Below are 26,242 nucleotides of genomic sequence, written 5' to 3'. Positions count from 1 at the left end.
GGTTCCCACGGTCGCGTTTCGGGGTCGATTGACCCCTGGTGTCCGTTTCGCGAGCCCATCTCGCGATCTACACGATCCCATATCGGGTCGCAGTTTGCGATGCCTCAGGAAGGAAACCGCCACCAGAGGCGATCCACGGGACTACAGGGTGTAGTTTCTCGTTAACCTGAAGTCCATATTAACGAGAACGGTCACTCCGCCGTCGCGGACGGTGAGACGGCCCATTGGACCACCTCGGTCACGGACAGGCCCGGCAGCTCCCCGGGATCGAACCAGGCCGCCGCCGCGGTTGACCCGCCGGCCGCCTCCGTCACGCTCGGTGTCGACGGTTCGGACACCAGCACCCGGTAGAGCGCCCGGACCGCGTGCCAGTTCATCGGGTACCCCTCCGGGCCGACGAGCCCGAGGCTGCGCCGGTGCGTGACCCCGAGCAGTTCGACGATCTCGCCTCGCTGGCCGGTCTCCTCGTACAGCTCGCGCAGCAGCGCATCGGACGGCTGCTCGCCGACGTCGGTGCCGCCGCCCGGCAGGTGCCAGCGGCCGGCCCCCGGAAACCCGCGGGCGATCTCGGTCAGCAGCACGCGTCCCGCGGGGTCGGTGACGAACCCGTATGCGGCGAACCGCTGCCCCCTCGGCAGCTCCGACTCCGCGCCGGGCTCCGCGGCCTTCGCGGGCGCCGAGCCCGCCGAGCCCTCTCTGGCGGCGGGCACCACGTCGAAGGTCACCCGGTCCTCGTGGACGCCGGGGGTGATCAGGGCACGCACCTCGCGTACCGCCGAAACCACCACCGGCAGCCCGGCCTCGTCGCGGAAGAGGCGGACCACCGCGGACGCGGGATTCTCCCCGTGCCGGATCGGGCCGCCCACCTCGTCGTCCACGCCCGGCAGCCGCCCGTAGACCGTGATCAACCGAGTCTGCGTCATGGCGATCAGCGTAGGCCGACGCCGCGCAGCGCCTCCTCGGTGACCTCGGTCAATGGCAGCTCGTCCAGATCCTCGGGGTCGAACCAGCGCGCCTCGACGGTCGAGCCGCCGACGTCGTGGATGACCGGACGGCTGGAGCGGGCCACGTGCACCCGGTAGAAGGCGCGCACGCCGTGCCAGTCGATCGGGTAGCCCTCGGGGCCCAGCTGCGCCGCGTCGCGGTGGCTGGCCACGCCGAGCAGCTCGACGATCCGGCCCTCCTGGCCCGTCTCCTCGACCAGCTCGCGGATGAGCGCGACGCCGGGCTGCTCGCCGAAGTCGGTGCCGCCACCGGGCAGGTGCCAGCAGCCACCGCCCGGGTAGCCGTCGGCGATGCGGGTGAGCAGGACGCGGCTACGCCGGTCGGTGCAGACGGCGTAGGCGGCGAAGCGCTGCGCCCGGTGCAGGCCGTCGGGGCCCGGCACCGCGTAGAAGGACGGCACCTCGGGCACCCCGTCGGGCCGGATGTCGGCCGTGGCGTCGGGCAGGCCGAGCGCGTCGGCGGTGAACCGGCGCAGCGGTAGCGACTGCGCCTCCTCGATCGTCACCCAGCGGGCGAGGTCGGTGGGCTGGCCGACCCGGTCGCGCAGGGCGCCGCCGCGCACGGAGACCTCGTAGATCAGCCGGTCGGTGTGGATCGTCAGCTCCCGCAGCGGCAGCGCCCGCATGTCGGCGAGCACGTCGCGCAGTCGCACCACGGCGACGGACAGGCCGGTCTCGGCCGCGGTCTCCCGCACGACGGTGTCGACCGGGTTTTCACCGTGGTCGACCGCGCCGCCGGGCAGCGACCACACGCCCGGCGTGCCGGACTTGGTCGACGCGCGGACCAGCAGGAACCCATCGCCGTCGGTGCAGACGCAGTAGGCCGCGATGCGCCGCAGCGGCTGTAACGCAGGAGTCACGTCGATCAATTGTCCGGTTTTTACCACCGGCCGCAAGACCGGAACCCACCTGAAGGGGGATTCACTCCCATTCAATGGTGCCCGGCGGCTTGGATGTGACATCCACGACCACGCGGTTGACCTCCCGGACCTCGTTCGTTATCCGGGTCGAGATCTTAGCGATCAGCTCGTGCGGCAGCCGCGACCAGTCGGCGGTCATCGCGTCGTCGCTGGAGACCGGGCGCAGCACGATCGGGTGGCCGTAGGTCCGCCCGTCGCCCTGCACGCCGACGCTGCGCACGTCGGCGAGCAGCACCACCGGGAACTGCCAGACGCTGCGGTCCAGCCCGGCCGCGGTGAGCTCCTCGCGCGCGATGAGGTCGGCGGCGCGCAGGATGGCCAGCCGCTCCTCGTCGACCGCGCCGATGATCCGGATCGACAGCCCCGGGCCCGGGAAGGGGTGGCGCATGACGATCTCCTCGGGCAGGCCGAGGGCGGCGCCGATCTGGCGAACCTCATCCTTGAACAGCGTCCGCAGCGGCTCGACCAGCGCGAACTTCAGATCGTCGGGGAGCCCGCCGACGTTGTGGTGCGACTTGATGTTGGCGGTGCCGGTGCCGCCGCCGGACTCGACCACGTCGGGGTAGAGCGTGCCCTGCACCAGAAACTCGACGTGCTCCTCGGCGTCGAGCTCGCGGGCGGCCCGCTCGAAGACCCGGATGAACTCCCGGCCGACGATCTTGCGCTTCTGCTCCGGGTCGGTGACGCCGGCCAGCGCGCCGAGGAACTGCGCGGACGCGTCCACGACCTTGAGGTTGATGCCGGTCGCGGCGACGTAGTCCTTCTCGACCTGCTCCGCCTCGCCGGCCCGCAGCAGCCCGTGGTCGACGAACACGCAGGTCAGCTGGTCGCCGACGGCCCGGTGGACGAGCGCCGCGGCCACCGCGGAGTCGACGCCGCCGGACAGCGCGCAGAGCACCCGCTTGCTGCCGACGCGCGCGCGGACCGCCTCGACCTGCTCCTCGATGATGTTGTTCGAGGTCCAGGTGGGCTCGATGCCGGCGATGTCGTAGAGGAAGCGGCGCAGCACCTCCTGGCCGTGCGGGGTGTGCGCCACCTCGGGGTGGAACTGCACGCCGGCCAGCCGGCGCGCGGTGTCCTCGAACGCGGCGACCGGCGCGCCCGCCGACCCGGCGGTGACCGTGAAGCCCTCGGGCGCCGCGGTGACGCAGTCGCCGTGGCTCATCCAGACCGACTGCTCGGCCGGCAGGTCGCGCAGCAGCACGCCGCCCCCGCCGGTGATCGTCAGCGCGGTGCCGCCGAACTCACGCTGTCCGGTGTGACGGGCCTCACCGCGCAGCGCGACGGCCATCGCCTGGAAGCCGTAGCAGATGCCGAACACGGGCACGCCCGCCTCGAACAGGGCCGGGTCGATCTGCGGCGCGCCGGCCTCGTAGACCGACGACGGGCCGCCGGACAGCACGATGGCGGCGGGCCGCTTGGCCAGCATCTCGGCGACCGGCATCGAGCTCGGCACGATCTCCGAGTAGACGTGGGCCTCGCGCACGCGGCGGGCGATCAGCTGTGCATATTGGGCACCGAAGTCGACGACGAGAACCGGCGGCGTGGTCATGCCGAAAAGCCTAGTCGGAGCGCGGCCGGCGCCTCCGGCGGGACCGCCGGGCGTGACGGAGCTATCGCCGCCACGGGGGTGTAGGGCGCGCCGAGTCCGGGGCGCGGGTCGGCCTCGCCCTTGTTGGGCCACATCGACATCGCCCGCTCGGCCTGCGCGGTGATCGTCAGCGAGGGGTTCACCCCGAGGTTGGCCGAGACCGCGGCGCCGTCGACCACGTGCAGCCCCGGGTGGCCGAAGACGCGGTGGTACGCGTCGACGACCCCGGTCGCCGGGGAGTCCCCGATCGCCGCGCCGCCCAGGATGTGCGCGGTCAGCGGGATGTTGAAGACCTCCGACCAGCTGCCGCCGGGCACGCCGCCGATCTCCTCGGCCAGCAGGCGGACCGCCTCATTGCCGGCCGGGATCCAGCTCGGGTTGGGCTCGCCGTGGCCCCGGGTGGTGGTCAGCCGCCGGCGGCCGGTCCACGAGCGGCGGTAGTGCACGTCGAGGGAGTTGTCCAGCGACTGCATGACCAGCGCGATCACGGTCTGGTGCGACCACCGGCGCACCCAGAGCACCCGCAGGTGCTTGACCGGGTGGCGGAAGAACGCGCCGAACCAGCGCAGCGGCCGCCACGGCCCGCCGTCGGTCAGCACCGTCTGCAGCAGGCCCATCGCGTTGGAGCCGGGACCGTAGCGGACCGGCTCGATGTGGGTGTTCGCGTCGGGGTGGAACGAGCTGGTGATCGCGACCCCGTCGGTGAAGTCCACGTCCCCGCGCAGCGACCTCGCCCCGACGATGGACTCGGAGTTGGTCCGGGTGAGCGCGCCCAGCCGCGGCGACAGCCCCGGCAGGGCTCCCTCGGCGCGCATCCGGTGCAGCAGGCGCTGGGTGCCCAGGGCCCCGGCGGCGAGGACGACCTGGCCGGCCTCGAAGATCAGGCGGCGACGGCGGCGATCCGTGCCGCGGGTGCGCACCACGTAGCCGCCGTCCGGGGCGGGGCGGACCGCGTCGACCGTGGTCAGCGCGAAGACCTCGGCGCCGAGCCGCTCGGCGAGGTACAGGTAGTTCTTCACCAGGGTGTTCTTGGCCCCGACGCGGCAGCCGGTCATGCAGGCGCCGCAGTGCGTGCAGGTCTGGCGCTCGGGCCCGGCACCACCGAAGTACGGGTCGGCGCCCGGCCGGCCGAAGTGCACCCCGACCGGCGTGGCGTGGAACGTGCCGCCGGCGCCCATGCGCTCGGCGACCGTCCGCAACGCGCGGTCGGCGCTGGTCGTGCGGGCGTAGGTGGCGGCCCCGAGCATCCGCTCGGCCTGGTCGTAGAACGGCTCGAGCTCGGCGCGCCAGTCGGTGATGGCCTTCCACTGCGGGTCGTCGTAGAAGGGCTGCGGCGGGCGGTACAGCGTGTTGGCGTACACCAGCGAGCCGCCCCCGACGCCGGCACCGGCCAGCACGAGCACGTTGCGCAGCATGGTGATGCGCTGGATCCCGTAGCAGCCGAGCGCGGGGGCCCACAGGAAGCGCCGCGCGTTCCAGGACGTCTTCGGGAACTCGTCGTCGGCGAAGCGCCGGCCGGCCTCCAGCACCGCGACCGAGTACCCCTTCTCGGCCAGGCGCAACGCGGTCACGCTGCCGCCGAAGCCGGAGCCGATCACCACAACGTCGTAGCGCATGCCCCATGGTGACTCATGGGTAACTTACCGGGAAGACCCTTCGGTTTCGGTACCGTTCTGCGGCAGACTGATCAACCATGGCGAGACTTCCCGGCGGACTGGCCGTCTGGCGTGGTCGCCGTCTGCTGGGCGGCCCGGCCGAGCCGTCGCCGCCCGTGCTGCCGGCGGTCGACGCGGGCAACCACGCGGCCCTGCACTCGCTCGTGCTCGACGCGCTGAAGTTCGCCGATGTACCGCTACCGCACTCGATACACCTCGGCGGCACCGCGACCGTGCGGACGACCGGCGGGGTGCTGGTCATCGGGCTGCCGCTGGCGTGGGGTCTCTCCGCCGACCAGCTGCGGATCCTGCTGACCCACGAGCTCGCGCTGCCCGCCTCCCGCCACCCCGACCTGGTCCGCGAGCTGCTCAACGAGCGGCTGCGCTCGCCCGCCACGGAAAAGGCCGCCGTCCGGCGCGCGCGCCTGCTGGCCGCGACCGAGACGCTGCTGGCCGAGGCCGAGCGGGTCCGCGACGCGGCGGCGGTGACCGCGGCCGGCGGCGGGCTCTCCGCGGTCGAGGACGCGGCCCTGGCCCTGCTCAAGGCCGCCGCGATCGAGGGGGCCTTCGCGGCCTTCGCCGCCGCCCCGCTGGCGTCGGGCACGCTATCGGCGTTCGCGACCGGGTCGCTGCCCACGGCTGGCCCGATCCGGGCGGAGGACCTGCACGCCGGCTGGCGGCTGCGGCTCGAGCGCTGGGGCGCGCCGGCCTGGGACGTCGCGGCGTTGCACGGCGAGCTGGCGGCCCGGCACCCCGGGCTCGCCGAGGAGCTGCGCGCGCCGGCCGCCGGGCCGCTCGTGGCGCTCGCCCCGGACGCGGTCGCCCTGGACGAGCTGGGGCCCGCCGCCGGGCGCGCCCTCGCCGCCGAGGCGCTGAGCGCCGCCGAGGGCCCCTGGGTCCGCCTCGCCGACCTGCCCGTCGAGGCCTACCTGCCCGACGTCGAACGGCGGGCGCGGCAATATGTCGAGGCCGTGCACGAGGTGCTGGGCCGCACGCCGGACGGGCGCGACGAGCTCGCGGGCACGCTGCTGCGCCGCCCGGTCGACGTGGAGCGGGCCCGCCGCGGCCTGCCGGCCGGGGGTGAGGACGACGCCGCCACGCCGCCGTGGATGGGGGCGGCGCTGCTCGCGGTCGTGGTGGAGTACGCGCTGCTGCGCCAGGGCTGGCGGCGCGAGCACCCGCTGCTGCCCCGCCGGCTCGTCGGCCCGGACGGCTCGGACGTGCTCGACCTCAACGAGCTGGTCCGCAGCGACCCCGCCGGGCTGCGCGCCCACCTGGGGTGAGCCGGCCGGTCACAGGTTCAACGTCGGCGTGGCCGCCAGCTCGGCCGGGTGGACGACCAGGTAGCCGTTCGGCACGCGCTGCTCGATGACCCCGGCCGCGAGCTGGTTGGCGCCGTTGCCGTCGAATCGCACCCCGTTCCACGGCATGATCGTCTGCGTGGCCGGGAACGCCACCTGCTGCACGGCGTTGCGGACCGCCTGCTTCGAGTAATCGAGCGACTGGTCCATCGCCATCGCGAGCACCAGCGTCGCCATGAAGGCGTCCGCGGCGACCTCGGTCAGCTTGGTGTGGAACGCCTGCTCGTACATCCCCGCGACGACCTGCGCGATCGGGTTGCGCGCGGCGAACTCGTTCGACCAGCCGGAGGCCCGCAGCGCGGTCGGGTTCTTCACCAGGTCGAGCGCGGACACGGCCGGCCCGATCGCGATCACCGGGGCGGTGCCCTTGAGCTTCACCGCGAGGTCGTTCGCCGCGGACGCCTCGGCCGCGCTGGTCACGATCGCGAGCACCGCGTCGCCCTTGGTCACCTGGCCGCCGGGCTGCCCGGCCTCGCTGCCCGCCAGCGGCACGACATGGTCCTTGCCGGCCACCTCGTAGCCCGCGGCCAGGCTCAGGTCCTCGATCGAGTTCTTGAGGGCGGCAGCCTCGTCGCCGAGCGGGCCCGCGGGCGAGCCGACCGCGGTGACGATCCGCTTGTACTGCCCGCCGCCGCGCTGGCGGTGGAGCATGTCCAGCGCCGTGGTGACCATCCGCCGGTCGCTCGGCTGGATCCGGAAGTGGCCGATGCGGTTGAGTTCGCCGAAGGTGTCCGAGGTGCTCAGCGCGTCGACCAGCGAGACGCCGAGCAGGTCGGTGACCCGGCCGGTGGACAGCGCCACGTCGATCGTGTCGGCCACCACCAGGCCGACGGCGCCTTGCTCGACCAGGCGGGTGGCCTCCTTCTCGACCTTCTCCGGCGCGCTCTCGGTGTTGCCGGTGATCAACGTCAGCTTGGTGCCGTTACGCAGTCCGGCGCCGGGGCCGAGCGGCAGGGGCAGCGGCTGGGCCGGAATGTCCCGGTTGACCAGTTCGATGGCGAGCTTCGCGCCCAGCGTGGCCTGCTGGCCGAGGGCGGCGTTGGCACCGCTGGTCGGCACCAGCAGTCCGATCGCGATCGTGGCCGGCGCGTGCGATCGCGGCGTGTCGCCGCCCGTGCAGGCCGACATGAGTAACGCCGACGCGAGCACCAGGGCGATCACTGCGGGCCGGAGCCCCCGGGTGAGCACGGCGTAAGACTCCTTGCGGTGCGCGGTAGGTCAGACGGCCGTATCCTTCCCGTCCAGTCAATGTGGAGCAAGCCCGCTGTCCGGCTTCGAGTAATGTGACCTGCGCCACTGTGACGTGGTTGGACACGAGTCGCAACCCTGGTTTGATAAGGGCCGCACGCTGCTCAGGCAGCGCGATGACGCATGCGAAAGGTGTGAGGGGTGCAGACCTTCGCTTCGCCGCCTCCCACGCCGGCTCCGGCCGTCGTGATGAAGGTGAACAGCCATCGGCGGAGACGGCTGGGGGAGCCGCAACGCCGCAGCGCATCGCTGTTCCGGGTGCGCGACTGGCGTGTGCCCACGAAGCTCGCGGCCGTCCTCGTCCTGCCCGCCGTCGCCTTCCTCGTCATCGCCGGCGTGCAGATCAACCTCTCGGTGCAGGACGCGACGAAGCTGGGTCAGTTCGCCCAAGGAGTCAAGGTCGGCCGCCAACTGACCGAACTCATCCACCAGTTGCAGATCGAAAGGGACCGAACGGCCGGAGTTCTCGCCAAGTCGAACGCCCCCACCGCGCCGACCGGCCCGAACGGCGCCGCCGACGAGCTCACGGCGAGCTACGCCGCGACCGACGCGGCGCTGCAGGCCTTCTCCACGCAGGCCCACCCGCTGCTGGAAAACCCGATCTTCGGCCAGACGCAGAACCGGGTCACCGCCGACTTCCAGGACCTCGCGCTCGTGCGCGCCGGCGTGAAGTCGCGCTGGCTGCGCGAGGAGGCGGTCTTCGAGCAGTACTCCGTGACGATCCAGCACCTCTTCGACCTGGTGCCGGCCCGCCCGGACATCGGCGGTGACTCCCAGTCCGTCGCCGAGGTCTCCTCGCTGATGGATCTCGCGCAGTCCAAGGAGCTCAAGGACCAGCTGCGCGGGCGGATCTTCGCCGCGGCCAGCGCGGGCAGGTTCGCACCCGACGACTTCGAGACGTTCTCGGAGATCCAGGCCCGGCAGGTCGCCGCCGCCGAGCGGTTCCGCGCCTCGGCGAGCCCCCGCCACCTCGCCCTCTATGACAGCAACCTGCGCCAGTCCGCGGTCTCCACCGTCGCCCGGCTGCAGCGGGAAGTCATCTCCCGCGCCCGGGGCGCCGCGGTCGGCGTCTCCGCCGAGGACTGGTGGCGCGCCAGCACCCAGGAGCTGGACTACCTCCGCAGCATCGAGAAGGAGATGCTGGAGGACGCCATCCAGGGCGCCGGCAAACGCAGCACCACGCAGCGCAACAGCGCGATCGCCGCCACCTCGGCCATCGTGCTGGTCATGCTCCTGGCGCTGCTGCTGTCCTGGCTCATCGGCCGGTCGATGGCCCGCTCGCTGCGCCAGCTGCGGGCGCAGGCGCTCGATGTGGCCCAGCACCGCCTGCCCGAGGCGATCCAGCGCCTGAGGACACTGCCGCGCGGCGAGACGGTCACGGTCGACACGACGACCCGGGTCCGCTCCTCCGACGAGATCGGCGAGGTCGCCGACGCGTTCACCGCCGTGCACCGCAGCGCGGTCAGCCTGGCCGTCGAGCAGGCGGTCATGCGGCGCAACGTCAACTCGATGTTCATCAACCTGGCCCGCCGGTCGCAGACGCTGGTCGAGCGCCAGCTCCAGCTGCTGGACCAGCTGGAGTCGGCGGAGACCGACCCCGACCAGCTGGCCAACCTGTTCCGGCTGGACCACCTGGCCACGCGCATGCGCCGCAACGACGAAAACCTGCTGGTCCTCGCCGGTAGCGACGCGACCCGCCGGTGGGCGCAGCCGGTCTCCCTCTCGGCCGTGATGCTCGCGGCGATGGCCGAGATCGAGCAGTACGCCCGAATCCGCCACGACGTGTCCAACGACATCTACCTCGTCGGCCACGCCGTCTCCGACATCGTGCACCTCTTCGCCGAGCTGCTGGAGAACGCGACGACGTTCTCCCCGCCGGACACGGTGGTGGCGGTGACGGGCTGGCCGGCCCAGCAGGCCCGCGAGGCGACGATCGTCATCGAGGACAAGGGCATCGGCATGACCGAGTCCGGCCTCATCGAGGCCAACGAGCGCGTCTCCAGCCCGATCGCGATCGACGTCGCCGCCTCCGAGCGGATGGGCCTCGTCGTGGTCGGTCACCTCGCCGAACGTCACGGGGTCTCGGTCCGGCTCACCGCCACCGAGGACGGCGTGACGGCATACGTGACGCTGCCGGCCCGCCTGCTGGCTCCGCCGCCCGAGGGCGTGGGGCTCTACGGCAACGCCGCCAATTGGCTCGCCGGCGCGGCCCGGCTGCCGATCCCGGCCGACAGCGCCGCGCCGCAGGTGCTGACCGGGCCCGATCTCGCCGACGCGCCGACCGCCGTCCTGCCGGCCCTGCCCAGCCGGCCGGCGTCCGCGGCCGGACAGGAGGGCACAGAGACGGCATGGCCGGTCTCCGGGGTGCCCGCGGTCGCGGCGCCGCAGCTGCCGCAGACTCCGGCGGCGGACACGACCTGGCCCGTGGCGTCCTCCGCCGCGGCGGCCGCGGCCCGCGAGGCGGCTGGCCCGGATCAGAACACGGCTCAGGACGCGGGTCAGGCCGACGAGGCCTCCGGACCGCGGGTGCTAGGCGGGACCGCACCGGTCTCGGCCGCCCCAGTCTCCGCAGCCCCGGTTTCCTCGGCCCCGGTTTCCGCGGCTCCGGTCTCGGCGGCTCCGGCGTCGGCGGCCCCCACGTCGGCGACGCAGGTCTCCGCCGCGCCGGTCTCGGCGACGCCGGTGTCGTCCGGGCCTCTGCCGGCGACGCCGTCGTCCGGGGTGCCGGCCGCGTCCGGTGCGCCGGTGACGGAGGCGCCCGCGTCGGCGCCGCTGCCGAACCGCGCCGCGAACGGCGGCCCGGCCAACACCCGGCGCGGCCCGAGCCGCGCCGAGGACATCCTGGGCGCCGCGGCGCGCGGCAATGTCGCGCCCCCGGCGAAGGGCACCCGCTGGTGGTCCCGCGGCGGGGGTGGCGACGCGGCCGTCGCGTCGCCGGCGATCCCGGCGCAGCGTCAGCCGGTCACGGCCGGCACCAGCAACGCCGGGCTGCCCATCCGCGTCCCGCTCGCCCAGCTGCCAGGAGACCCCGCCGGCCAGGTGCCGGCGCCCGAGCCGGCGCAGCCGATCTCGGGCCCTCATACGGAACCGGATCCGGCCAGCGTTGGGAGCATGCTCACCCGGTTCTACAGTGGTGTGCACCGGGCCGCGAACGAGGACGAGGTGCCCACGGTGCCGATCAACGAACATCGAGGGAGCACGGCGTGACCCTGAGCCAACAAGCACGGGACCTGAGCTGGCTGATCAACGCGTTCACCGAGCGGGTGCCCGGCATCGCACATGCTGTGGTGGTCTCCTCCGACGGCCTGCTGGTGGCCGTCTCCGACCACCTGCCCCGCGACAGCGCCGATCAGCTGGCCGCGGTCACGTCCGGCCTGGTGAGCGTCACCAGCGGCGCCGCGCGGATCTTCGACGGCGACGAGGTCAAGCAGACCGTGGTCGAGATGGGCCAGGGCTTCTTCCTGGTCATGTCGATCCGCGACGGGTCGATCCTGGCCACGCTGGCCGGCCGCGATGCCGACATCGGCGTGGTCGGCTACGAGATGGCCCGCCTGGCCAAGCAGGCCGGCGAGATGCTGACCCCCGCGCTGCGCGCCGAGCTGCAGCAGGCCCTCCCCCGCTGAGCCATCAGCGGCAGGACCGGAAGCCCGGCCCTCCCGCCGGCGTCGCTACGAGCAGGACGAACCAGGGGCCCGTCCTGCTCGTGGTCGACTTGTCGAGGGCTTACTTGTCGAGGACGAGGCCGACCTTCTGGAACTCCTTCAGGTCGCGATACCCGCACTTGGCCATCGCCCGGCGCAGGCCGCCGAAGAGGTTGAGCACGCCGTCGGGGTCCTCGGACGGGCCGTAGAGCACCCGCTCCAGGCTGCCCAGCGAGGGTTCGGCCGAGCCGAACGAGCCGCGCGGCAGCTTCGGGTGGCTCGCCGCCGAGTGCCACCACGCGCCGCCGGCCGGGGCCGTCTCGCTGCGCGACAGCGGCTCGCCGACCATGACGGCGTCCGCGCCGCAGCCCAGCGCCTTGGCGATGTCGCCGGAGGTCTGGATGTTGCCGTCGGCGATGATGTGGACATATCGCCCGCCGGTCTCGTCCAGGTAGTCGCGGCGCGCGTCGGCGGCGTCGGCGATCGCCGTCGCCATCGGGACCCGGATGCCGAGCACGCGGTCGGTGGTCGACCACTCGTCGGCGCCGATGCCCACGATGACGCCCGCGGCGCCGGTGCGCATCAGGTGCAGCGCGGTCTGGTAGTTGGTGCAGCCGCCGACGATGACCGGCAGGTCGAGGTCGGCGATGAACTCCTTGAGGTTGAGCGGCTCGTCGGTGGTCGAGACGTGCTCGGCGGAGACCAGCGTGCCCTGGATGACCAGGAGGTCCACGCCGGCGTCGAGGATCACCGGGGCCAGGGCGAGCGTGTGCTGCGGCGACACCCGCACCGCCACCGTGACGCCGCCGTCGCGGATCTCCTTGACCCGCTCGCCGATCAGCTCGGGCTTGATCGGCTCGGAGTAGACCTCCTGGAGGCGGGCCGTGGCGGGCGCGTCGTCGTCCAGCCCGGCCAGCTCCTCCAGGATCTTGGTGGGGTCGGTGTACCGCGTCCAGAGCCCCTCGACGTTGAGCACGCCGAGACCGCCGAGCTTGCCCAGCGCGACGGTCGTGGCCGGGCTCATGGTGGCGTCGGAGGGGTGCGCCACGCAGGGAATCTTGAACGGATACGCATCGAGCTGCCACGTCGTGGAAACGTCGTCGACGTCGCGGGTGCGGCGCGTCGGGACGATCGCGATGTCGTCCAGGTGGTAGCCACGCCGGGCAATCTTGCTGAGCCCGATCTCGACCACGTCACGCATTGTCAGCTCCTGTTGAATTCGGGGTGTGGACCACCGCTACCGCGAGTGGTAGTTCGGTGCCTCGACGGTCATCTGGATGTCGTGCGGGTGACTCTCCTTGAGCCCGGCCGCGGTGATCCGAATGAGCCGGCCGCGCTCGTGCATCTCGGCGACGGTCGGCGCGCCGACGAACCCCATACCGGAGCGCAGGCCGCCGATGAGCTGGTGGGCGACCGCGGCGAGCGGGCCGCGGTAGGGCACCTGGCCCTCGATGCCCTCGGGGACCAGCTTGTCGTCGGAGAGCACGTCGTCCTGGAAGTAGCGGTCCTTGGAGTAGGAGCGCGCCTGGCCGCGGGACTGCATGGCGCCGAGGGAGCCCATGCCACGATACGCCTTGAACTGCTTGCCGTTGATGAAGATCAGGTCGCCCGGGCTCTCCTCGCAGCCGGCGAGCAGGCTGCCCAGCATCACCGTGTGGGCGCCGGCCACGATGCCCTTGGCGATGTCGCCGGAATACTGCATGCCGCCGTCGGCGATGATCGGCACGCCGAGCGGGCGGCAGGCACGGGCGGTCTCCATGATCGCGGTGATCTGCGGCACCCCGACGCCGGCGACCACCCGGGTCGTGCAGATCGAGCCGGGCCCCACGCCGACCTTGACCGCGTCGGCGCCGGCCTCGGCGAGCGCCTTGGCGCCCTCGTAGGTGGCCACGTTGCCGCCGACGACGTCGACCGACGTCTCCTTCTTCAGGCGGGTGACCATGTCGACGACCTGCCGGTTGTGCCCGTGCGCGGTGTCGACCATCACGATGTCCAGGCCGGCGTCGATGAGCGTGCGGGCCCGCTTGTAGGCGTCCTCACCGACACCCACCGCGGCGGCGACCCGCAGGCGGCCGGCCTCGTCCTTGGTCGCGTGCGGGAACTTCTCGCTCTTGGAGAAGTCCTTCACGGTGATGAGGCCGCGCAGCTTGCCCGAGCCGTCGACGATCGGCAGCTTCTCGATCTTGTGTTGGCGCAGCAGCGCGAGCGCCTCGTCCTTGCTCACCCCGACGCGCGCGGTGATCAGCGGGGCGACGGTCATGATGTCGCGCACCCGGGTGTTGGGGTCGGACACGAAGCGCATGTCGCGGTTGGTGACGATGCCCACGAGCTGGCCCTCGGCGTCGGTGACCGGGACGCCGGAGATGCGATAGCGGCCGCACAGCGCGTCGACCTCGCGGAGGGTGCTGTCGGGCGAGCAGGTCACCGGGTTGGTGATCATGCCGGCCTCGGACCGCTTCACCAGGTCGACCTGCTGCGCCTGGTCCTCGATCGAAAGGTTGCGGTGCAGGGTGCCGATGCCGCCCTGCCGCGCCATGGCGATCGCCATCCGCGCCTCGGTCACGGTGTCCATGGCGCTGGAGACGAGCGGTATCCGGAGGGTGATGTTCCGGGTGATTCGGCTCGACGTGTCGACACCACTGGGCACGACGTCCGATTCGCCTGGAAGTAGCAGCACGTCGTCGAAGGTCAGGCCCAAAGGCAGCACGTCAGGTCGCGAGAAGTCCATGAAGCGCATCCCAGCTCTCGGTCGTCCAGCGGGTGCGTCTCATCGTACTTCCGCTCCGGCGGCGCACCCGCCCGCCATGGCAGAGCCGTGCCCGGGCCCACATCGGGGCCGAATAGGGCTACCGTTGAGTCGTGCACGAAGAGCCCATCGACCCGTTCGCCGGCGACCCGGCCGATCCGTCGGCCGAGCTCGACGACAGCGCGACCGACGACCCGCTGACCGCCGCCGAGCGCCAAGACGTTCTCGAGGACCTTGCCGACCTCGAGATCTACCAGGCGCTGCTCACGGCGATCGGCGTCCGTGGGCTCGTCATCGAGTGCGAGGACTGCCACGAGCCGCACTATTTCGACTGGGACCTGCTGCGGGGCAACCTGAAACACCTGCTGACCTCCGGGCGCCCACGCGTGCACGAGCCCGCCTTCGACCCCGACCCCGACCATTACGTCACCTGGGAGTATGCGCGGGGTTACGCTGACGGTGTGCACGATGCGCTCGCGAGCGCGACCGACGACAACGACGGCTGAAGAGGCCTCTCGTTTAGGTTTGTGGCGCGACGGGTACGGGCTGCGGCATGCGCTGGATCGCCCGCACCGCCGCTAGCTCACGAGCCCGGCCCGAAACGCCGCCGCTACGGCGTGCGCACGGTCACGCGCACCCAGCTTCCGAAACAGCCGGCGAGCGTGCGTCTTGACGGTGTCCTCGGAGACGAAGAGCTCGCGTCCGATCTCGGCGTTGCTCTTCCCGTCCGCCATCCCCCGCAGCACCTGCAGCTCGCGCTCGGTCAGCTCGACGCGGCGCCGTGGCGGCTCGCCGGGCACATCGCCGCGCTGCTGGGGCACCCCGGCCCCGGCGGCCCCGGCGACCCGGGCGTTCGGCACGCCGACGGCGGTGCGCGCGGTGGCGGGCAGCCCCCGGCCCGAGTGCACCATGCCGCCCGCGGCCTGGCTCGGCGCGCCGACGCGCGCCTGGAGCACCGGCTCGCCGTTGCCACGACCGACCTGGCTCAGCACCAGCAGCACCGCCTTGGCCAGCGTCGTCACCGGGTCGGCCGTATCGACGCGGATGACCGCCCGGGCACCGGCGGCGATCGCCGCGGCGGCGGCCCTGGGCTCCTCCGTGCCGAAGAAGACCACCGTCGCGCCCGGCGACACGGCCAGCACGCGGCGGGAGAACTCCGCGCTGTCGGGCCGGGAGAGCGTCGGGTCCGCCAGCACCAGGTCGGCCGGCTGCTCACTGAGCCGCGCCAGGGCCTCGACCATCGTGACGGCGGTCCGCACCGCGTGTGCCACTCCCAGCCTGGCCGCGGCTGCGGCAACCGTCTGCGCCGCGACCTGTGTTCGCACACACACCAAAATCGTACGCACCGTCGTGCTCCTCTCTCTCAAAGAGAGAAACACGAAATGGCGAGATCTAGACGTGGTTTCACCGCGATTGGCTCACGAGAAATTGACCGACGACGTGCCGTCACCCGCGGCGGTCTCGCGCGTTGTACAGGGATTGCACCCCGCGCGAACTCCAGGCCGCACGAGGAGGAGCGAATGACGAATGTGACTCGCCTGCCCGGTCCGATCGCGGACGTGTGGGACTGGCAGCGGCTCGGCCTGTGCCGCGGACGGGACAGCGCACAGTTCTTCCACCCCGACGGCGAGCGCGGGGCCTCGCGCGGCCGCCGCGAGACCGCCGCCAAGAACGTGTGCCGGGCGTGCCCGGTGCGCGCGGAGTGCGCCGCGCAGGCGCTGAGCACCCGCGAGCCGTACGGCGTGTGGGGCGGCTTCACCGAGGGCGAGCGCCTGCGTCTGCTGGCCCTCGGCTGGGAGGACTCCGCCGACCGCCACCACGCCCGGGTGGACGTGTCGCGGCTGGAGGCGAAGCTGGGCCTGCGCCCGACGCCGACCGGCGCGGGCGCGCAGCAGCCGCTGCGCATCGCTCCCGGCGGGCGGCCGGGCCCCACGCACCCGGCGCCCGGAGCGCCGACGCAGCGGCGCCCGCAGACCACGGCCGGCACCCCTCGGTCACGTACCGCGGCTCGCTAGCGGGCGCGTCACTTCACCTCGACGTCGATCGAGTGCCACCCCGTGGCGCCGTCGGGAGCCGGCGGCGCCACGGCGTCCGTCTGCGTCTGGCCGCCGTTGTCGCTCGCGCGCACCGTCAGCCGGTGCCGGCCGGGCGTGGCCCGCCACTTGAGGGTCCACTGCCGCCACGTGTCGATCGACGGTACGGGCAGCAGCGTCGCCGCCTGCCAAGGCCCGTCGTCGACCCGGACCTCGACCTTGGCGATGCCGCGGTGCTGCGCCCAGGCGACGCCGGCAATCATGACCTCGCCGGCGTGGGGATTGGCACCGTCGCGTGGGGTGTCGATTCTCGATTGCGTCTTGATCGGCCCCTGCGCCGACCATCCGCGCTTGATCCAATAAGCGTCGAAATCGGCGAACGACGTCAGCTCGAGTTCCACGAGCCATTTCGTCGCCGAGACGTATCCGTACAGTCCCGGCACCACCATGCGGACCGGAAAACCGTGCTCGATCGGCAGCGGCTCGCCGTTCATGGCGATGGCGAGCATGGCGTCACGGCCGTCGCGCAGGACCGCCGTGGGGGTGCCCGCGGTGAACCCGTCGATCGAGCGGCTCACGACCTGGTCGGCGCCCGGCCTGGGGCGCGCCTCGTCGAGCAGGTCGGCGACCCGCACGCCCTGCCACTTGGCGTTGCCGATGAGCCCGCCGCCGACCTCGTTGGATACGCACGCGAGCGTAATGTACCGCTCGATCATGGGCCGCTCGAGCAGCTCCCGGTAGCCGATGGTGACCTCCTTCTCGACCCGGCCGTGGATGCGCAGCTTCCAGTCCTCGCTGGTCAGCCGGGGCACCACCAGCGCGGTGTCGATCAGGTAGAAGCCCTTGTTCGGGGTGACGAACGGGGCGAGACCGGGCAGGCCGGCGTCGGCCTGCGGCGGCAGGGGCGCCACCCTGTCGGGCGGGACGCTGGGCAGGTCGATCGCGGCCCGGTCCGCCTCCACGCCGCGCCGCGTCGACCACCAGCGGCTCGCGAAGCCCGCGACGGCCGCCACGGCGAGCGTGTAGGCGGCGGCGCGCAGGAACCACCGGCGCTCCTCGAGGGTCGCGTTGTCCCCCGCCTCGTGGCCGAGCAGCCAGCGCAGCACGGCGGCGCCGGCGAGCGCGCCGGCCAGGGTGGGGGCGAACGCGTACCACGGGGCGTTGTGCCGGCTGAGCGCCGCGGCGATGCCGACGACCCCGAAGACGGCGATCCCGATGTACCCGATGATCCGGCGCCTGGTCGCCAGTATCCCGATCACCGCGGCGAAGAGGGCCAGCACGACGATCGTGCCGATCGTGAGGGCGAGCTTGTCGTAGGTGTAGAACACCGAGACGGCGAGGTCCTTGACCCCGGCCGGCACGCTGTCGATGACCACACCGCCGACGCTGACCAGGGGCGACGTGGTGGCCCCGGTGAGAATCGCGACGGCTTCGGCGACGCCGAGCGCGACGGCCGCGGCGGCCAGCCCGGCGAGCGCCCCGAACCTACGAGTCTGCACGCCCCAAGCATGCGGCGATCGTCCCGGCGGCTCCAAGCCCGGTAATCAGTCCCTAATGTTTTGCGCCGCCACCCGATCGGAGAACGGCCCCGGGCGCGAGCGCCCGGGGCCGTCGGTGTGGCATTCGCCGGGTCAGAAGCCCGGGCCGTGCGAGTGGCCGTGTCCGTGCCCGTGGCCGTGACCGCCGGCGGCGGCGGGCTCCGGGGCGACCGGCTTGTCGACGACCAGGCTTTCCGTCGTCAGCAGCAGGGCGGCGATCGACGAGGCGTTGGCGACCGCGCTGTGCGTCACCTTCACGGGGTCGACGATGCCCGACTTCACCAGGTCGACGTACTCGCCCGTGGCAGCGTCCAGGCCGTGGCCGAAGTCGAGCGCCGTGACCTTGCCGACCACGACGTATCCGTCGAAGCCGGCGTTCTGGGCGATCCACCGCAGCGGCTCGACCAGGGCCTTGCGCACGATGGAGACGCCGACCTTCTCGTCGCCGGTGAGGCCGAGGTCGCCGTCGAGGACCGAGACGATCTGCGCCAGAGCGGCGCCGCCGCCCGGGACGATGCCCTCCTGCACCGCGGCCTTGGTCGCGGAGATCGCGTCCTCGATGCGGTGCTTGCGCTCCTTCATCTCGATCTCGGTCGCCGCGCCGGCCTTGATGACCGCGACGCCGCCGGCGAGCTTGGCGACCCGCTCGTTGAGCTTCTCCTTGTCCCAGTCGGAGTCGGAGGCCTCGATCTCCTTGCGCAGCTGCTCGACGCGCCCGGTGACCTCGGACTGCTCGCCGCCGCCGTCCACGATCGTGGTCAGGTCCTTGCTGACCACCACGCGGCGGGCGGTGCCGAGCTGCTCCAGGCCGACGCCCTCGAGCTTGTAGCCGAGCTCGGGGGCGACCAGCTCGGCGCCGGTCAGGATCGAGATGTCCTGCAGCATCGCCTTGCGACGGTCGCCGAAGCCGGGAGCCTTGACCGCGACGATCTTGAACGTCTTGCGGATCGCGTTCACGACGAGGGTCGACAGCGCCTGGCCCTCGACGTCCTCGGCGATGATCAGCAGCGGCTTGTTGTTCTGGACGATCTTCTCCAGGAGGGGCAGCAGCTCCTCGATGGCGGAGATCTTCTGGGTGGTGACGAGGACGTACGCGTCCTCGAGCACCGCCTCCTGCGCCTCCGTGTCGGTCACGAAGTGCGGGGAGATGAAGCCCTTGTCGAACTGCATGCCCTCGGTGACCTCGAGCTCGGTCGTGAGGGTCGAGCCCTCCTCGACCGTGATGACGCCGTCGCGGCCGACCCGCTCCATCGCCGAGGCGATCAGGTCACCGATGGTGGCGTCCTGCGCGGAGATGGTCGCGACCTGCGCGATCTCGGTGTGGCTCGCGACCGGCGTGGCCTTGCCCTTGAGCGCGTCCACGACCGCGGCCGTGGCCGTGTCGATGCCGCGCTTGATGCCGGCCGGGTTGGCGCCGGCCGCCACGTTGCGCAGGCCCTCGCGGACGAGCGCCTGGGCCAGGACCGTGGCGGTGGTCGTGCCGTCGCCCGCCACGTCGTTGGTCTTGGTGGCGACCTCCTTGACCAGCTGGGCGCCGAGGTTCTCGTACGGATTGGCGAGCTCGATCTCCTTGGCGATCGTCACGCCGTCGTTGGTGATGGTGGGGGCACCGAACTTCTTGTCCAGGACGACGTTGCGCCCCCGGGGGCCGAGCGTGACCTTGACCGTGTCGGCCAGGTGGTTGACGCCGTGCTCCAGCAGGTGGCGCGCCTCGTCGGAGAAGCTCAGGATCTTCGCCATGCTTATGGATTCCCTTCAAAGCGACACCGCCCCGGCTGCCTCGCGCCTGCGCACGGGTCCGGGGCGGTGGCCACTGCTTCTAGTGTGATGCTTCTAGTTGAAACGCGGTCACTTCTCGATGACGGCGAGCACGTCGCGGGCCGAGAGCACCAGGTACTCCGCGCCGGCGTACTTGACCTCGGTGCCGCCGTACTTCGAGTAGATGACGGTGTCGCCGACCTTGACGTCGATCGGCACCCGGTTGCCCTTGTCGTCGATGCGACCGGGGCCCACCGCGATGACGGTGCCCTCCTGGGGCTTCTCCTTCGCGGTGTCCGGAATGACGATGCCCGAGGCGGTGGTCGTCTCAGCCTCGTTGGCCTGGACCAGGATGCGGTCCTCGAGCGGCTTGATCGCAACCTGCGTCGCGGTAGTCACGGGCATACCCTCCTGGGGTATCGAGCTTGCTATCGGTGCCCGGTGAAGCCGTCGTCGCGGGTGCCGGCTCCGGCCGGGTTTACTGGCACCCTCGACTGGAGAGTGCTAATCGGAGATTATGTCGGCGGCTAGCACTCCGTCAACTAGAGTGCCAGACACGCCGCGAAATCACCCCGGGATAATCGCTGGGTGGAGCTCGACGATGTGCAGGCCCTGGAAACCGAGGCCGGACGGGCCGCACTCGAGGCGGCGGCCGCCCTGCCCGACGGCGACCCGCTCGCCGCGGCCTCGGCGCTGCGCGCCCGCGGATTCGCGCCGGCCCTGGCCGCCGCCGCGCTGACCCAGGCCGCGCTGCGCCGCCGCGCGGCCACGAAATTCGGCGCGGACGCCGCCGTGATGCTCTTCACCCGCGCCGGGCTCGAGCAGGCGACCCGGGCCGCGGTCGCGCGCCGCCGGGCCGCCCGGCTGGCCGCCGCGGGCGTGCGCCGCGTCGCGGACCTGGGCTGCGGTGTGGGCGCCGACACCATCGCGTTCGCCCGGGCCGGGCTGCGGGTGCTGGCCGTGGACGCATCCGCCGCCACCGCCGCCGTCGCGGAGGCCAACGTCCGCGCCCTGGGTCTGGCGGATTCGGTACTCGTGGAGACCCGCGACGCCACCGAGGTCCCCCTCGACGCCGTCGACGCCGTGTTCTGCGACCCGGCGCGCCGCACGCCGGGCGGCCGGCGGGTGTTCGACCCGCGCGCGTACTCGCCGCCCTGGGACTTCGTCACCGGACTGCCCGGCCGGGTGCCGCACACGGTGCTCAAGCTCGCCCCCGGCATCGACCACGCCCTGCTGCCCGCCGGCGCCGAGGGCGAGTGGGTCTCGGTGGACGGCGACGTGGTCGAGGCGGCCGCGTGGTGCGGGCCGCTGGCCGCGGCCCCGCGCCGGGCCACCGTGCTGCGCGGCACGGACGCCTTCGAGCTCACCGGCTCCGGCGACGAGCGCGCCCCGGTGGGCCCGGCCTGCGCCCACCTCTACGACCCCGACGGCGCCGTGGTCCGCGCCCACCTCGTGGCCGAGCTCGCGGCGCAGCTCGACGGAGTGCTGCTGGACCCGACGATCGCCTACATCACCGCGGCCTCGGCGACACCCACCCCGTTCGGCCGCCGCTACGAGATCCTCGACCGGCTGCCGATCGCCCTGAAGAAGCTGCGGGCCGCGCTGCGCTCGCTCGACGTCGGGTCCGTCCAGATCCTCAAGCGCGGGTCGGCCCACAACGTCGAGGACCTGCGCCGGCAGCTGCGGCTCGAGGGCTCCCGCCCCGCGACGCTCGCGCTGACCAGGATCGCCGGGGAGCCCGCCGCGCTGCTGCTCACACCAGCGGATGGCCCAGGCGGCGCTGCAGGTCGTTGAGCACGTCGTCGGCGAGCAGGTCGGGCGGGCGCGTCCCGAGGTGGCCGAGCAGGTGGCGGCCGGTGTCGCGGCACATCTCGTATGTCAGGCGGTCGTTGAGCCAGCGCAGCCACTCCACGATGTCGTTGACGTAGAAGGCGACGCTCTGCTCGGAGTTGCGCTGCCGGCGCTCCTCGGCGACGACCAGCAGCGCCGCCGCCAGGCGCTTGCGCGGGAAGTCGTGCCCGGCCAGGGCGTCGGCGAACGCGTCGGCCCGGTGCCGCGGTGCGGTCGGCGACACCGTCAGCTTCGCGAACGGCGGCTCGCCGGCGGTCCACACCTGCGCGCTGCGGGGCACGAACTCGGGCTCGAGGACGACGTCGACGCGGGAGGCGTGCCCCGGGTCGTCGACCGCGATCAGCACGCGCGGGCTGTGGCTGTTCACCTTGGTGACGTACCGCGAAAGCCCGGTGCCCTCCTCGACGCAGAACTTCGCGTCCGGCAGCTTCAGCAGCCCGTCGAAGACCAGCCGGCCGACCCGCGGCCCGGCACCCTGCCACAGCCGCACCCGCACCATCCCGACCTGTGGCCGGGCCGCGATGCGCACGTGGTGCTCGGTCGCGGTGACCGCCCCGTCGCCGTCGAACACCGAAAGGTCCACGCCGTTCGTCGCGCCGAGGAACAGGTGGCCGTGGCCGAGGTACAACTGGACCGCGCCGATCTGCATGTCGCTATTGTGGGCCAGTGGCGAGCAAGGGCACCCCGGCGACCGCACTGCTGACGCGCGCGAAGATCGCGTTCACCCCGCACACCTACGAGGTCGACCCCCGCGCGGCCTCCTACGGCGAGGCCGCCGCCGAGGCGCTGGGCGTCGATCCCGCGCGGCTGTTCAAGACCCTCGTCACCGCGGTCGACGGGCAGCTCACCGTCGGTGTGGTGCCGGTGTCGTCCTCGCTGGACCTCAAGGCGCTGGCCGCCGCGGTCGGCGGCAAGCGCGCCGCGATGGCCGAGCCGTCCGCCGCCGAGCGCGCCACCGGCTACGTGACCGGCGGCATCTCCCCGGTCGGCCAGCGTTCCCGGCTGCCGATCGTCATCGACGACACCGCGTCGCAGCTGCCCACCATCTACGTCTCGGGCGGGCGGCGCGGACTGCAGATCGAACTGGCCCCCGCCGATCTCGTGCAGGTCACCGGGGCCACCCTGGCGCCGATCGCGGCACGCTGACAGCATGGTCGCTGTGCGGGCATCCAACGAGGACCGGCAGCGCGTGATCGCGGCCCTGCAGCGGCACACCGAGGCGGGGCGGCTCACCCTGGACGAGTTCTCCGACCGGGTCGGCATCGTCTACGCGGCCAAGACGATCGACGAGCTGCGCGCCGCGATCGTCGACCTGCCGGCGCTGGCCCCCGCCGCGCCGCCGGCTCCGCACGGCGACCGGCAGCTGCTGCTGACGTTCGTGCTCGCGATCCTGGCGGTGGCGCTGCTCGGGACGGTCTACACGCTGTTTCATTAGGGACTATCTGGTCCCGTGCCACTTCACTAGGGACTATCTGGTCCCGTGCCACGAGCGCCACAGCGCCGCGTAGGCGCCGCCGGCCTCCACCAGCTCGTCGTGACTGCCGAGCTCGGTGATCCGGCCGTCCTCCACGACCGCGACCCGGTCGGCGTCGTGCGCGGAGAAGAGCCGATGCGCGATCGCGACCACGGTCCGGCCCTCCAGCGCGCCGGCGAGCGAGCGCTCCAGGTGGCGGGCCGCCCGCGGGTCGATCAGGGACGTTGCCTCGTCGAGCACCAGCGTGTGCGGATCGGCGAGCACCAGCCGCGCCAGCGCCAGCTGCTGGGCCTGCGCCGGGGACAGCGCGAGGTCGGTGGTGTCCAGGCCCTTGGGCAGCGCCAGCGCCCAGTCCAGCGCGTCGACGGTGGCCAGGGCCGCGCACAGCTCCTCGTCGGTGGCCCCGGCGCGGGCCAGGGTCAGGTTGTCCCGCAGGCTGCCCAGGAAGACGTGGTGCTCCTGCGTCACCAGCGCTACGTGGCCGCGCAGCTCGTCCAGCGGGAGTTCGGTCAGCGGCACCGCGCCCAGCTCCACCGAGCCGGCCCGGGGCGCGTGGACCCCGGCCAGCAGCCGGCCGAGCGTCGACTTGCCCGCCCCCGACGGGCCGACCATGGCGAGCCGCTCGCCGGGCCGGATCGCGAGGTCGACGCCGTGCAGGACGTCGCGGCCGGCTACATAGGAGTACCGCACGCCCTTCGCCACGAGCTGCTCGTCGACCGGCTGCGGGCCGCCCGCCGGCACCGGTTCGGCCGCCGCGGTGCGCACGCCGACCAGGCGCGCGAAGGAGGCGAGGCCGAGCTGCAGCTGGTCGAAGTACGACAGGACGCGGTCCAGCGGGTCGATGATCGCCACGAAGTACAGCACCGCGGCGGTCACCTGCCCGACCGTCGACCAGCCCTCCGCCACGAACCACCCGCCGGCGACCAGCGTCACCGCGGCCGGCAGCGCGTAGCCGAACTCGGTGACCGGAAACCAGACCGTGCGCAGCGACAGGGTGTATCTCGCCGCCGCGTAGGTCCCGGCGAGGTGCTCCTGCGTGCGCTCGATCCGGCGCCGCCGCAGCCGAAGTGCGTCGACGGTCCGGGCGCCCTCTACGGTCTCGGTCAGCCCGTCGGTGAGCCGCGCGTACGCCGCCCCCTCGCGCAGGTAGCCCGCGGTCGCGCGGCGGAAGTACCAGCGGGAGACGAAATACAGCACCGGGACCGCGACCAGGCCCGGCAGCAGCAGGATCGGCCCGACCAGCGCGATGGCGCCGAAGGTGAGCAGCATCTGCAGCACCCCGACCACGATCGCCGGCAGCGCGCTCTGCACCGACTCCGAGGTCTGCGAGACGTCCCGCGAGGCCCGGCTGAGCAGGTCGCCGGTGCCGGCACGCTCCACGGTGGACAGCGGGATCGCGAGCACCCCGTCGACGAACTCCTCACGCAGCCGGGCGAGCGCCAGCTCCGCGAGCTGCGCGGCGGCCAGCCGGGCGTAGCGCACCAGCACCGACTGCGCGACCACGAAGCCGGCGATGGCCAGCGCGATCCGGTCGACGGTCCAGGTCGTGGTGCCGGCCGCGACCCGCTCCACCAGCGCGCCGAGCAGCGGCGGCGCGGCCAGCCCGGCCACCGCGGCGGCCAGGTGCAGCGCGAGCACCAGCGCGAGCCGCCCGGGATGGGCGGCGAACAGGCCGCGCAGGTATGCGCGCACCTGCGCCGGTCCGGCGATCGGCAGCATCAGTCCTCCCCGCGGGTCACGGCGGCTGCGTACTCCGGGCAGATGTCCAGCAGCTCGCGGTGCGGCCCGGTCGCGGCGACCCGCCCGTCGGCGCCGACGAACGCGACGGTGTCGGCCCGGTCGAGCAGCAGCGGGCTGGTCGTGCAGACCACGGTCGTGCGCCCGGAGCGGGTCGCCGGCAGCCGCTCGGCGATGCGCGCCTCGGTGTGCGCGTCGACCGCGCTCGTGGGCTCGACGAGCACCAGCACCGGCGGGTCGAGCGCGAGCGCCCGGGCCAGCCGCAGCCGCTGCTGCTGGCCGCCGGAGAAGTCCCGCCCGCGCTCGGCGATCTCGGTGTCGAGGCCGTCGGGCAGCGCGTCGACGATGTCCCGCGCCGCCGCCGCGTCCAGCGTCGCGCCGCCGCCGACCTCGTCCCGCAGCGGGCCGCGGAACAGCCGCCCGTCGTTGTCGGCGAGCACGATCCGCCGCCGCACGTCCTCCAGCGCCATTTCCCGCAGCGGTACCCCGTGCAGGCGGGCCGAGGAGCCCGGGGCGAGCAGCGCGATCCGGTCGGCGATGGCCGCCGCGTCCTCCGGGCGCACGGCCGCCACCGCCGTGAACCGGTTCTCGCGCACGACCAGTCCCGAGTCTGGGTCGTCGAGGTCGCCCGGCTCCGGCGGTACCGTATCCGGGGGATCCTGAAGATCCGGCTCGATCCGCAGCAGGTCGACCACCCGCCGCGCGCTCACCAGGCCGCGCGTCACCTTGTCGGCGAACTCGGTCAGCGTCCGCAGCGGCGCGATCAGGAACGCCGCATACGCGTAGAACGCGACCAGCTCGCCCGGCGTGATCCGGCCCGCCACCGCGAACCGCGCGCCGAGCCACGTCACCAGCGCGACGAAGCACCCGGGCAGCAGGATCTGCGCCGCCTCCAGCATCGACTCGACCCGGGCGACCCGAACGCCGGCGGCGCGCACGCGCTGGGACTCGGCGCGGTACCGCGCGGAGAACACCGCCTCGCCCCCGACCCCGCGCAGCACCCGCAGCCCCGCCACGATGTCCGCGGCCCGCCCGGTGAGCGCCCCGGCGAGGTCGCGCTGGTGCCGCCGCCGGTGGTGCAGCGGACGCAACAGCAGCCCGACCACGGCGACCAGGATCGGCACGCCGATCACCACCACCAGGCCGAGCGGCACCGACACCCGCAGCAGCAGTGCGGAGACGACCACGATCGCCACGACGGCGCCGCTGCCGCGCGCGGTGATGTCGATCGAGTACCCGATGTGGTCGAAGTCGGTGGTGCCGATGCTGACCACCTCGCCCGTCGCCACCCGCCGCGACAGCGTGGCCCCGAGCCGCGTCGCGTGGCGCACCGTCACCTGCATGGTGCGGAAGCCGGCGCCGAGGAAGTTCGAGACCGCGAACCGGTGCCGCATGATCCCGGCGAACGCGGTCGCCGCGCCGAGCCCGAGCACCCCCGCCGCCGCCCAGAGCAGCCCCCGCTGGTCGTGCCGCGCGAGCGCGTCGACCCCGGCCCCGATCGCCGCCGGCACGAGCGCCTGGCTGACCATCCACACGATGCCGAAGCACACGCCTCCGGCGATCAGCGAAATCTGGTGACGCGCGATCCAGAGCAGATATCGGGCGGCCGACCGGCTGTCGGGCTCCCCGGGCTCGGCAAGGGGCAGTCTGCGCACAATCCCCGACGGTAACCGCAGCCCCCGGTC

Annotated in this window: 21 protein-coding genes and 1 pseudogene; 8 read left to right on the top strand and 14 right to left on the bottom strand. The window is 72.9% G+C overall.

Annotated features, from left to right (window positions below; translation table 11 throughout):
* Window positions 1–191 precede the first annotated feature (191 nt).
* From ABT297_RS02025 to ABT297_RS02010, 4 genes are all read right to left on the bottom strand, one after another.
* Window positions 192–923, bottom strand: coding sequence for an NUDIX hydrolase (locus ABT297_RS02025; protein WP_350543532.1), 732 nt, complete (start codon window positions 921–923; stop codon window positions 192–194).
* Between the two features lie 5 nt (window positions 924–928).
* A complete protein-coding gene (locus ABT297_RS02020) occupies window positions 929–1,864 on the bottom strand; it encodes an NUDIX domain-containing protein (RefSeq protein WP_350543530.1) in 936 nt (311 codons plus the stop codon).
* 61 nt (window positions 1,865–1,925) lie between these two features.
* The gene (guaA, locus tag ABT297_RS02015; protein WP_350543528.1) at window positions 1,926–3,476 is read right to left on the bottom strand and encodes a glutamine-hydrolyzing GMP synthase; all 1,551 of its coding nucleotides are present in this window, start codon (window positions 3,474–3,476) and stop codon (window positions 1,926–1,928) included.
* Entirely contained in the window at window positions 3,473–5,131 is a 1,659-nt protein-coding gene (locus ABT297_RS02010; RefSeq protein ID WP_350543526.1) for an FAD-dependent oxidoreductase, read from the bottom strand. Before ABT297_RS02010 ends, guaA begins: the two co-directional genes overlap by 4 nt.
* Window positions 5,132–5,208: 77 nt before the next feature.
* On the opposite strand from ABT297_RS02010, the gene ABT297_RS02005 reads away from it, so the two are divergent.
* A complete protein-coding gene (locus ABT297_RS02005; protein ID WP_350543524.1) occupies window positions 5,209–6,453 on the top strand; it encodes a M48 family metalloprotease in 1,245 nt (414 codons plus the stop codon).
* A gap of 9 nt (window positions 6,454–6,462) precedes the next feature.
* Here the strand turns inward: ABT297_RS02005 and ABT297_RS02000 are convergent, their stop codons facing one another.
* The gene (locus ABT297_RS02000; RefSeq protein ID WP_350543522.1) at window positions 6,463–7,719 is read right to left on the bottom strand and encodes an ABC transporter substrate-binding protein; all 1,257 of its coding nucleotides are present in this window, start codon (window positions 7,717–7,719) and stop codon (window positions 6,463–6,465) included.
* Window positions 7,720–7,920: 201 nt separating this feature from the next.
* Here ABT297_RS02000 and ABT297_RS01995 point away from each other — a divergent pair, with 201 nt between their 5' ends.
* Both ABT297_RS01995 and ABT297_RS01990 read left to right on the top strand, forming a co-directional pair.
* Window positions 7,921–10,986, top strand: coding sequence for a sensor histidine kinase (locus tag ABT297_RS01995; protein ID WP_350543520.1), 3,066 nt, complete (start codon window positions 7,921–7,923; stop codon window positions 10,984–10,986).
* Window positions 10,983–11,402, top strand: coding sequence for a roadblock/LC7 domain-containing protein (locus tag ABT297_RS01990; protein ID WP_246655828.1), 420 nt, complete (start codon window positions 10,983–10,985; stop codon window positions 11,400–11,402). The genes ABT297_RS01995 and ABT297_RS01990 overlap by 4 nt, the downstream gene beginning before the upstream one ends.
* A 100-nt stretch (window positions 11,403–11,502) precedes the next feature.
* On the opposite strand, the gene ABT297_RS01985 is transcribed toward ABT297_RS01990, so the two are convergent.
* Window positions 11,503–12,621, bottom strand: coding sequence for a GuaB3 family IMP dehydrogenase-related protein (locus ABT297_RS01985; protein ID WP_350543518.1), 1,119 nt, complete (start codon window positions 12,619–12,621; stop codon window positions 11,503–11,505).
* A gap of 36 nt (window positions 12,622–12,657) precedes the next feature.
* Window positions 12,658–14,157, bottom strand: a complete 1,500-nt coding sequence (guaB, locus tag ABT297_RS01980) for an IMP dehydrogenase (protein ID WP_502885468.1) — start codon at window positions 14,155–14,157, stop codon at window positions 12,658–12,660.
* Window positions 14,158–14,279: 122 nt separating this feature from the next.
* On the opposite strand from guaB, the gene ABT297_RS01975 reads away from it, so the two are divergent.
* Complete coding sequence (locus ABT297_RS01975) at window positions 14,280–14,672, top strand: DUF5319 domain-containing protein (protein ID WP_350543513.1); 393 nt, start codon at window positions 14,280–14,282, stop codon at window positions 14,670–14,672.
* 72 nt (window positions 14,673–14,744) lie between these two features.
* Here the strand turns inward: ABT297_RS01975 and ABT297_RS01970 are convergent, their stop codons facing one another.
* On the bottom strand, window positions 14,745–15,512 hold the full coding sequence (locus tag ABT297_RS01970) for a helix-turn-helix transcriptional regulator (RefSeq protein WP_350543511.1): 768 nt from the start codon (window positions 15,510–15,512) through the stop codon (window positions 14,745–14,747).
* Between the two features lie 174 nt (window positions 15,513–15,686).
* Between ABT297_RS01970 and ABT297_RS01965 the strand changes: the two are divergent.
* Window positions 15,687–16,061: pseudogene (locus ABT297_RS01965) on the top strand (WhiB family transcriptional regulator); the annotation flags it as partial.
* Window positions 16,062–16,189: 128 nt separating this feature from the next.
* Here the strand turns inward: ABT297_RS01965 and ABT297_RS01960 are convergent.
* The 3 genes from ABT297_RS01960 to groES all read right to left on the bottom strand — a co-directional run bounded on the left by ABT297_RS01960 (window position 16,190) and on the right by groES (window position 19,894).
* A complete protein-coding gene (locus ABT297_RS01960; protein WP_350543509.1) occupies window positions 16,190–17,698 on the bottom strand; it encodes a molybdopterin-dependent oxidoreductase in 1,509 nt (502 codons plus the stop codon).
* Between the two features lie 132 nt (window positions 17,699–17,830).
* Window positions 17,831–19,477 (bottom strand): chaperonin GroEL, encoded by a 1,647-nt coding sequence (gene groL / locus ABT297_RS01955; RefSeq protein WP_350543507.1) that lies wholly within the window; start codon window positions 19,475–19,477, stop codon window positions 17,831–17,833.
* Between the two features lie 108 nt (window positions 19,478–19,585).
* Entirely contained in the window at window positions 19,586–19,894 is a 309-nt protein-coding gene (gene groES / locus ABT297_RS01950) for a co-chaperone GroES (RefSeq protein ID WP_502885467.1), read from the bottom strand.
* A 189-nt stretch (window positions 19,895–20,083) separates the two neighbouring features.
* On the opposite strand from groES, the gene ABT297_RS01945 reads away from it, so the two are divergent.
* Window positions 20,084–21,289, top strand: coding sequence for a THUMP-like domain-containing protein (locus tag ABT297_RS01945; protein WP_350543504.1), 1,206 nt, complete (start codon window positions 20,084–20,086; stop codon window positions 21,287–21,289).
* Here the strand turns inward: ABT297_RS01945 and ABT297_RS01940 are convergent.
* A complete protein-coding gene (locus tag ABT297_RS01940) occupies window positions 21,249–21,995 on the bottom strand; it encodes a hypothetical protein (RefSeq protein ID WP_350543502.1) in 747 nt (248 codons plus the stop codon). The genes ABT297_RS01945 and ABT297_RS01940 overlap by 41 nt on opposite strands.
* Window positions 21,996–22,012: 17 nt before the next feature.
* Between ABT297_RS01940 and ybaK the strand changes: the two genes are divergently transcribed.
* Window positions 22,013–22,492, top strand: coding sequence for a Cys-tRNA(Pro) deacylase (gene ybaK / locus ABT297_RS01935; protein WP_350543500.1), 480 nt, complete (start codon window positions 22,013–22,015; stop codon window positions 22,490–22,492).
* A gap of 4 nt (window positions 22,493–22,496) precedes the next feature.
* Window positions 22,497–22,781 carry a DUF1707 SHOCT-like domain-containing protein gene (locus ABT297_RS01930; RefSeq protein ID WP_350543498.1) on the top strand — a complete coding sequence of 95 codons (285 nt, stop codon included), beginning with the start codon at window positions 22,497–22,499 and terminating at the stop codon, window positions 22,779–22,781.
* 33 nt (window positions 22,782–22,814) lie between these two features.
* Here ABT297_RS01930 and ABT297_RS01925 read toward each other — a convergent pair whose 3' ends face one another.
* The gene (locus ABT297_RS01925) at window positions 22,815–24,539 is read right to left on the bottom strand and encodes an ABC transporter ATP-binding protein (RefSeq protein WP_350543496.1); all 1,725 of its coding nucleotides are present in this window, start codon (window positions 24,537–24,539) and stop codon (window positions 22,815–22,817) included.
* Window positions 24,539–26,212: an ABC transporter transmembrane domain-containing protein gene (locus ABT297_RS01920; RefSeq protein ID WP_350543494.1), complete on the bottom strand. Its 1,674-nt coding sequence runs from the start codon at window positions 26,210–26,212 to the stop codon at window positions 24,539–24,541. The genes ABT297_RS01925 and ABT297_RS01920 overlap by 1 nt, the downstream gene beginning before the upstream one ends.
* Between the last annotated feature and the right edge of the window lie 30 nt (window positions 26,213–26,242).

This window comes from Dactylosporangium sp. NPDC000555, from assembly GCF_040300025.1.
Taxonomy (GTDB): domain Bacteria; phylum Actinomycetota; class Actinomycetes; order Mycobacteriales; family Micromonosporaceae; genus Dactylosporangium.
The sequence above is the reverse complement of the archived record's forward strand: the minus strand, read 5'-3'. Positions and strand labels throughout refer to the sequence as shown.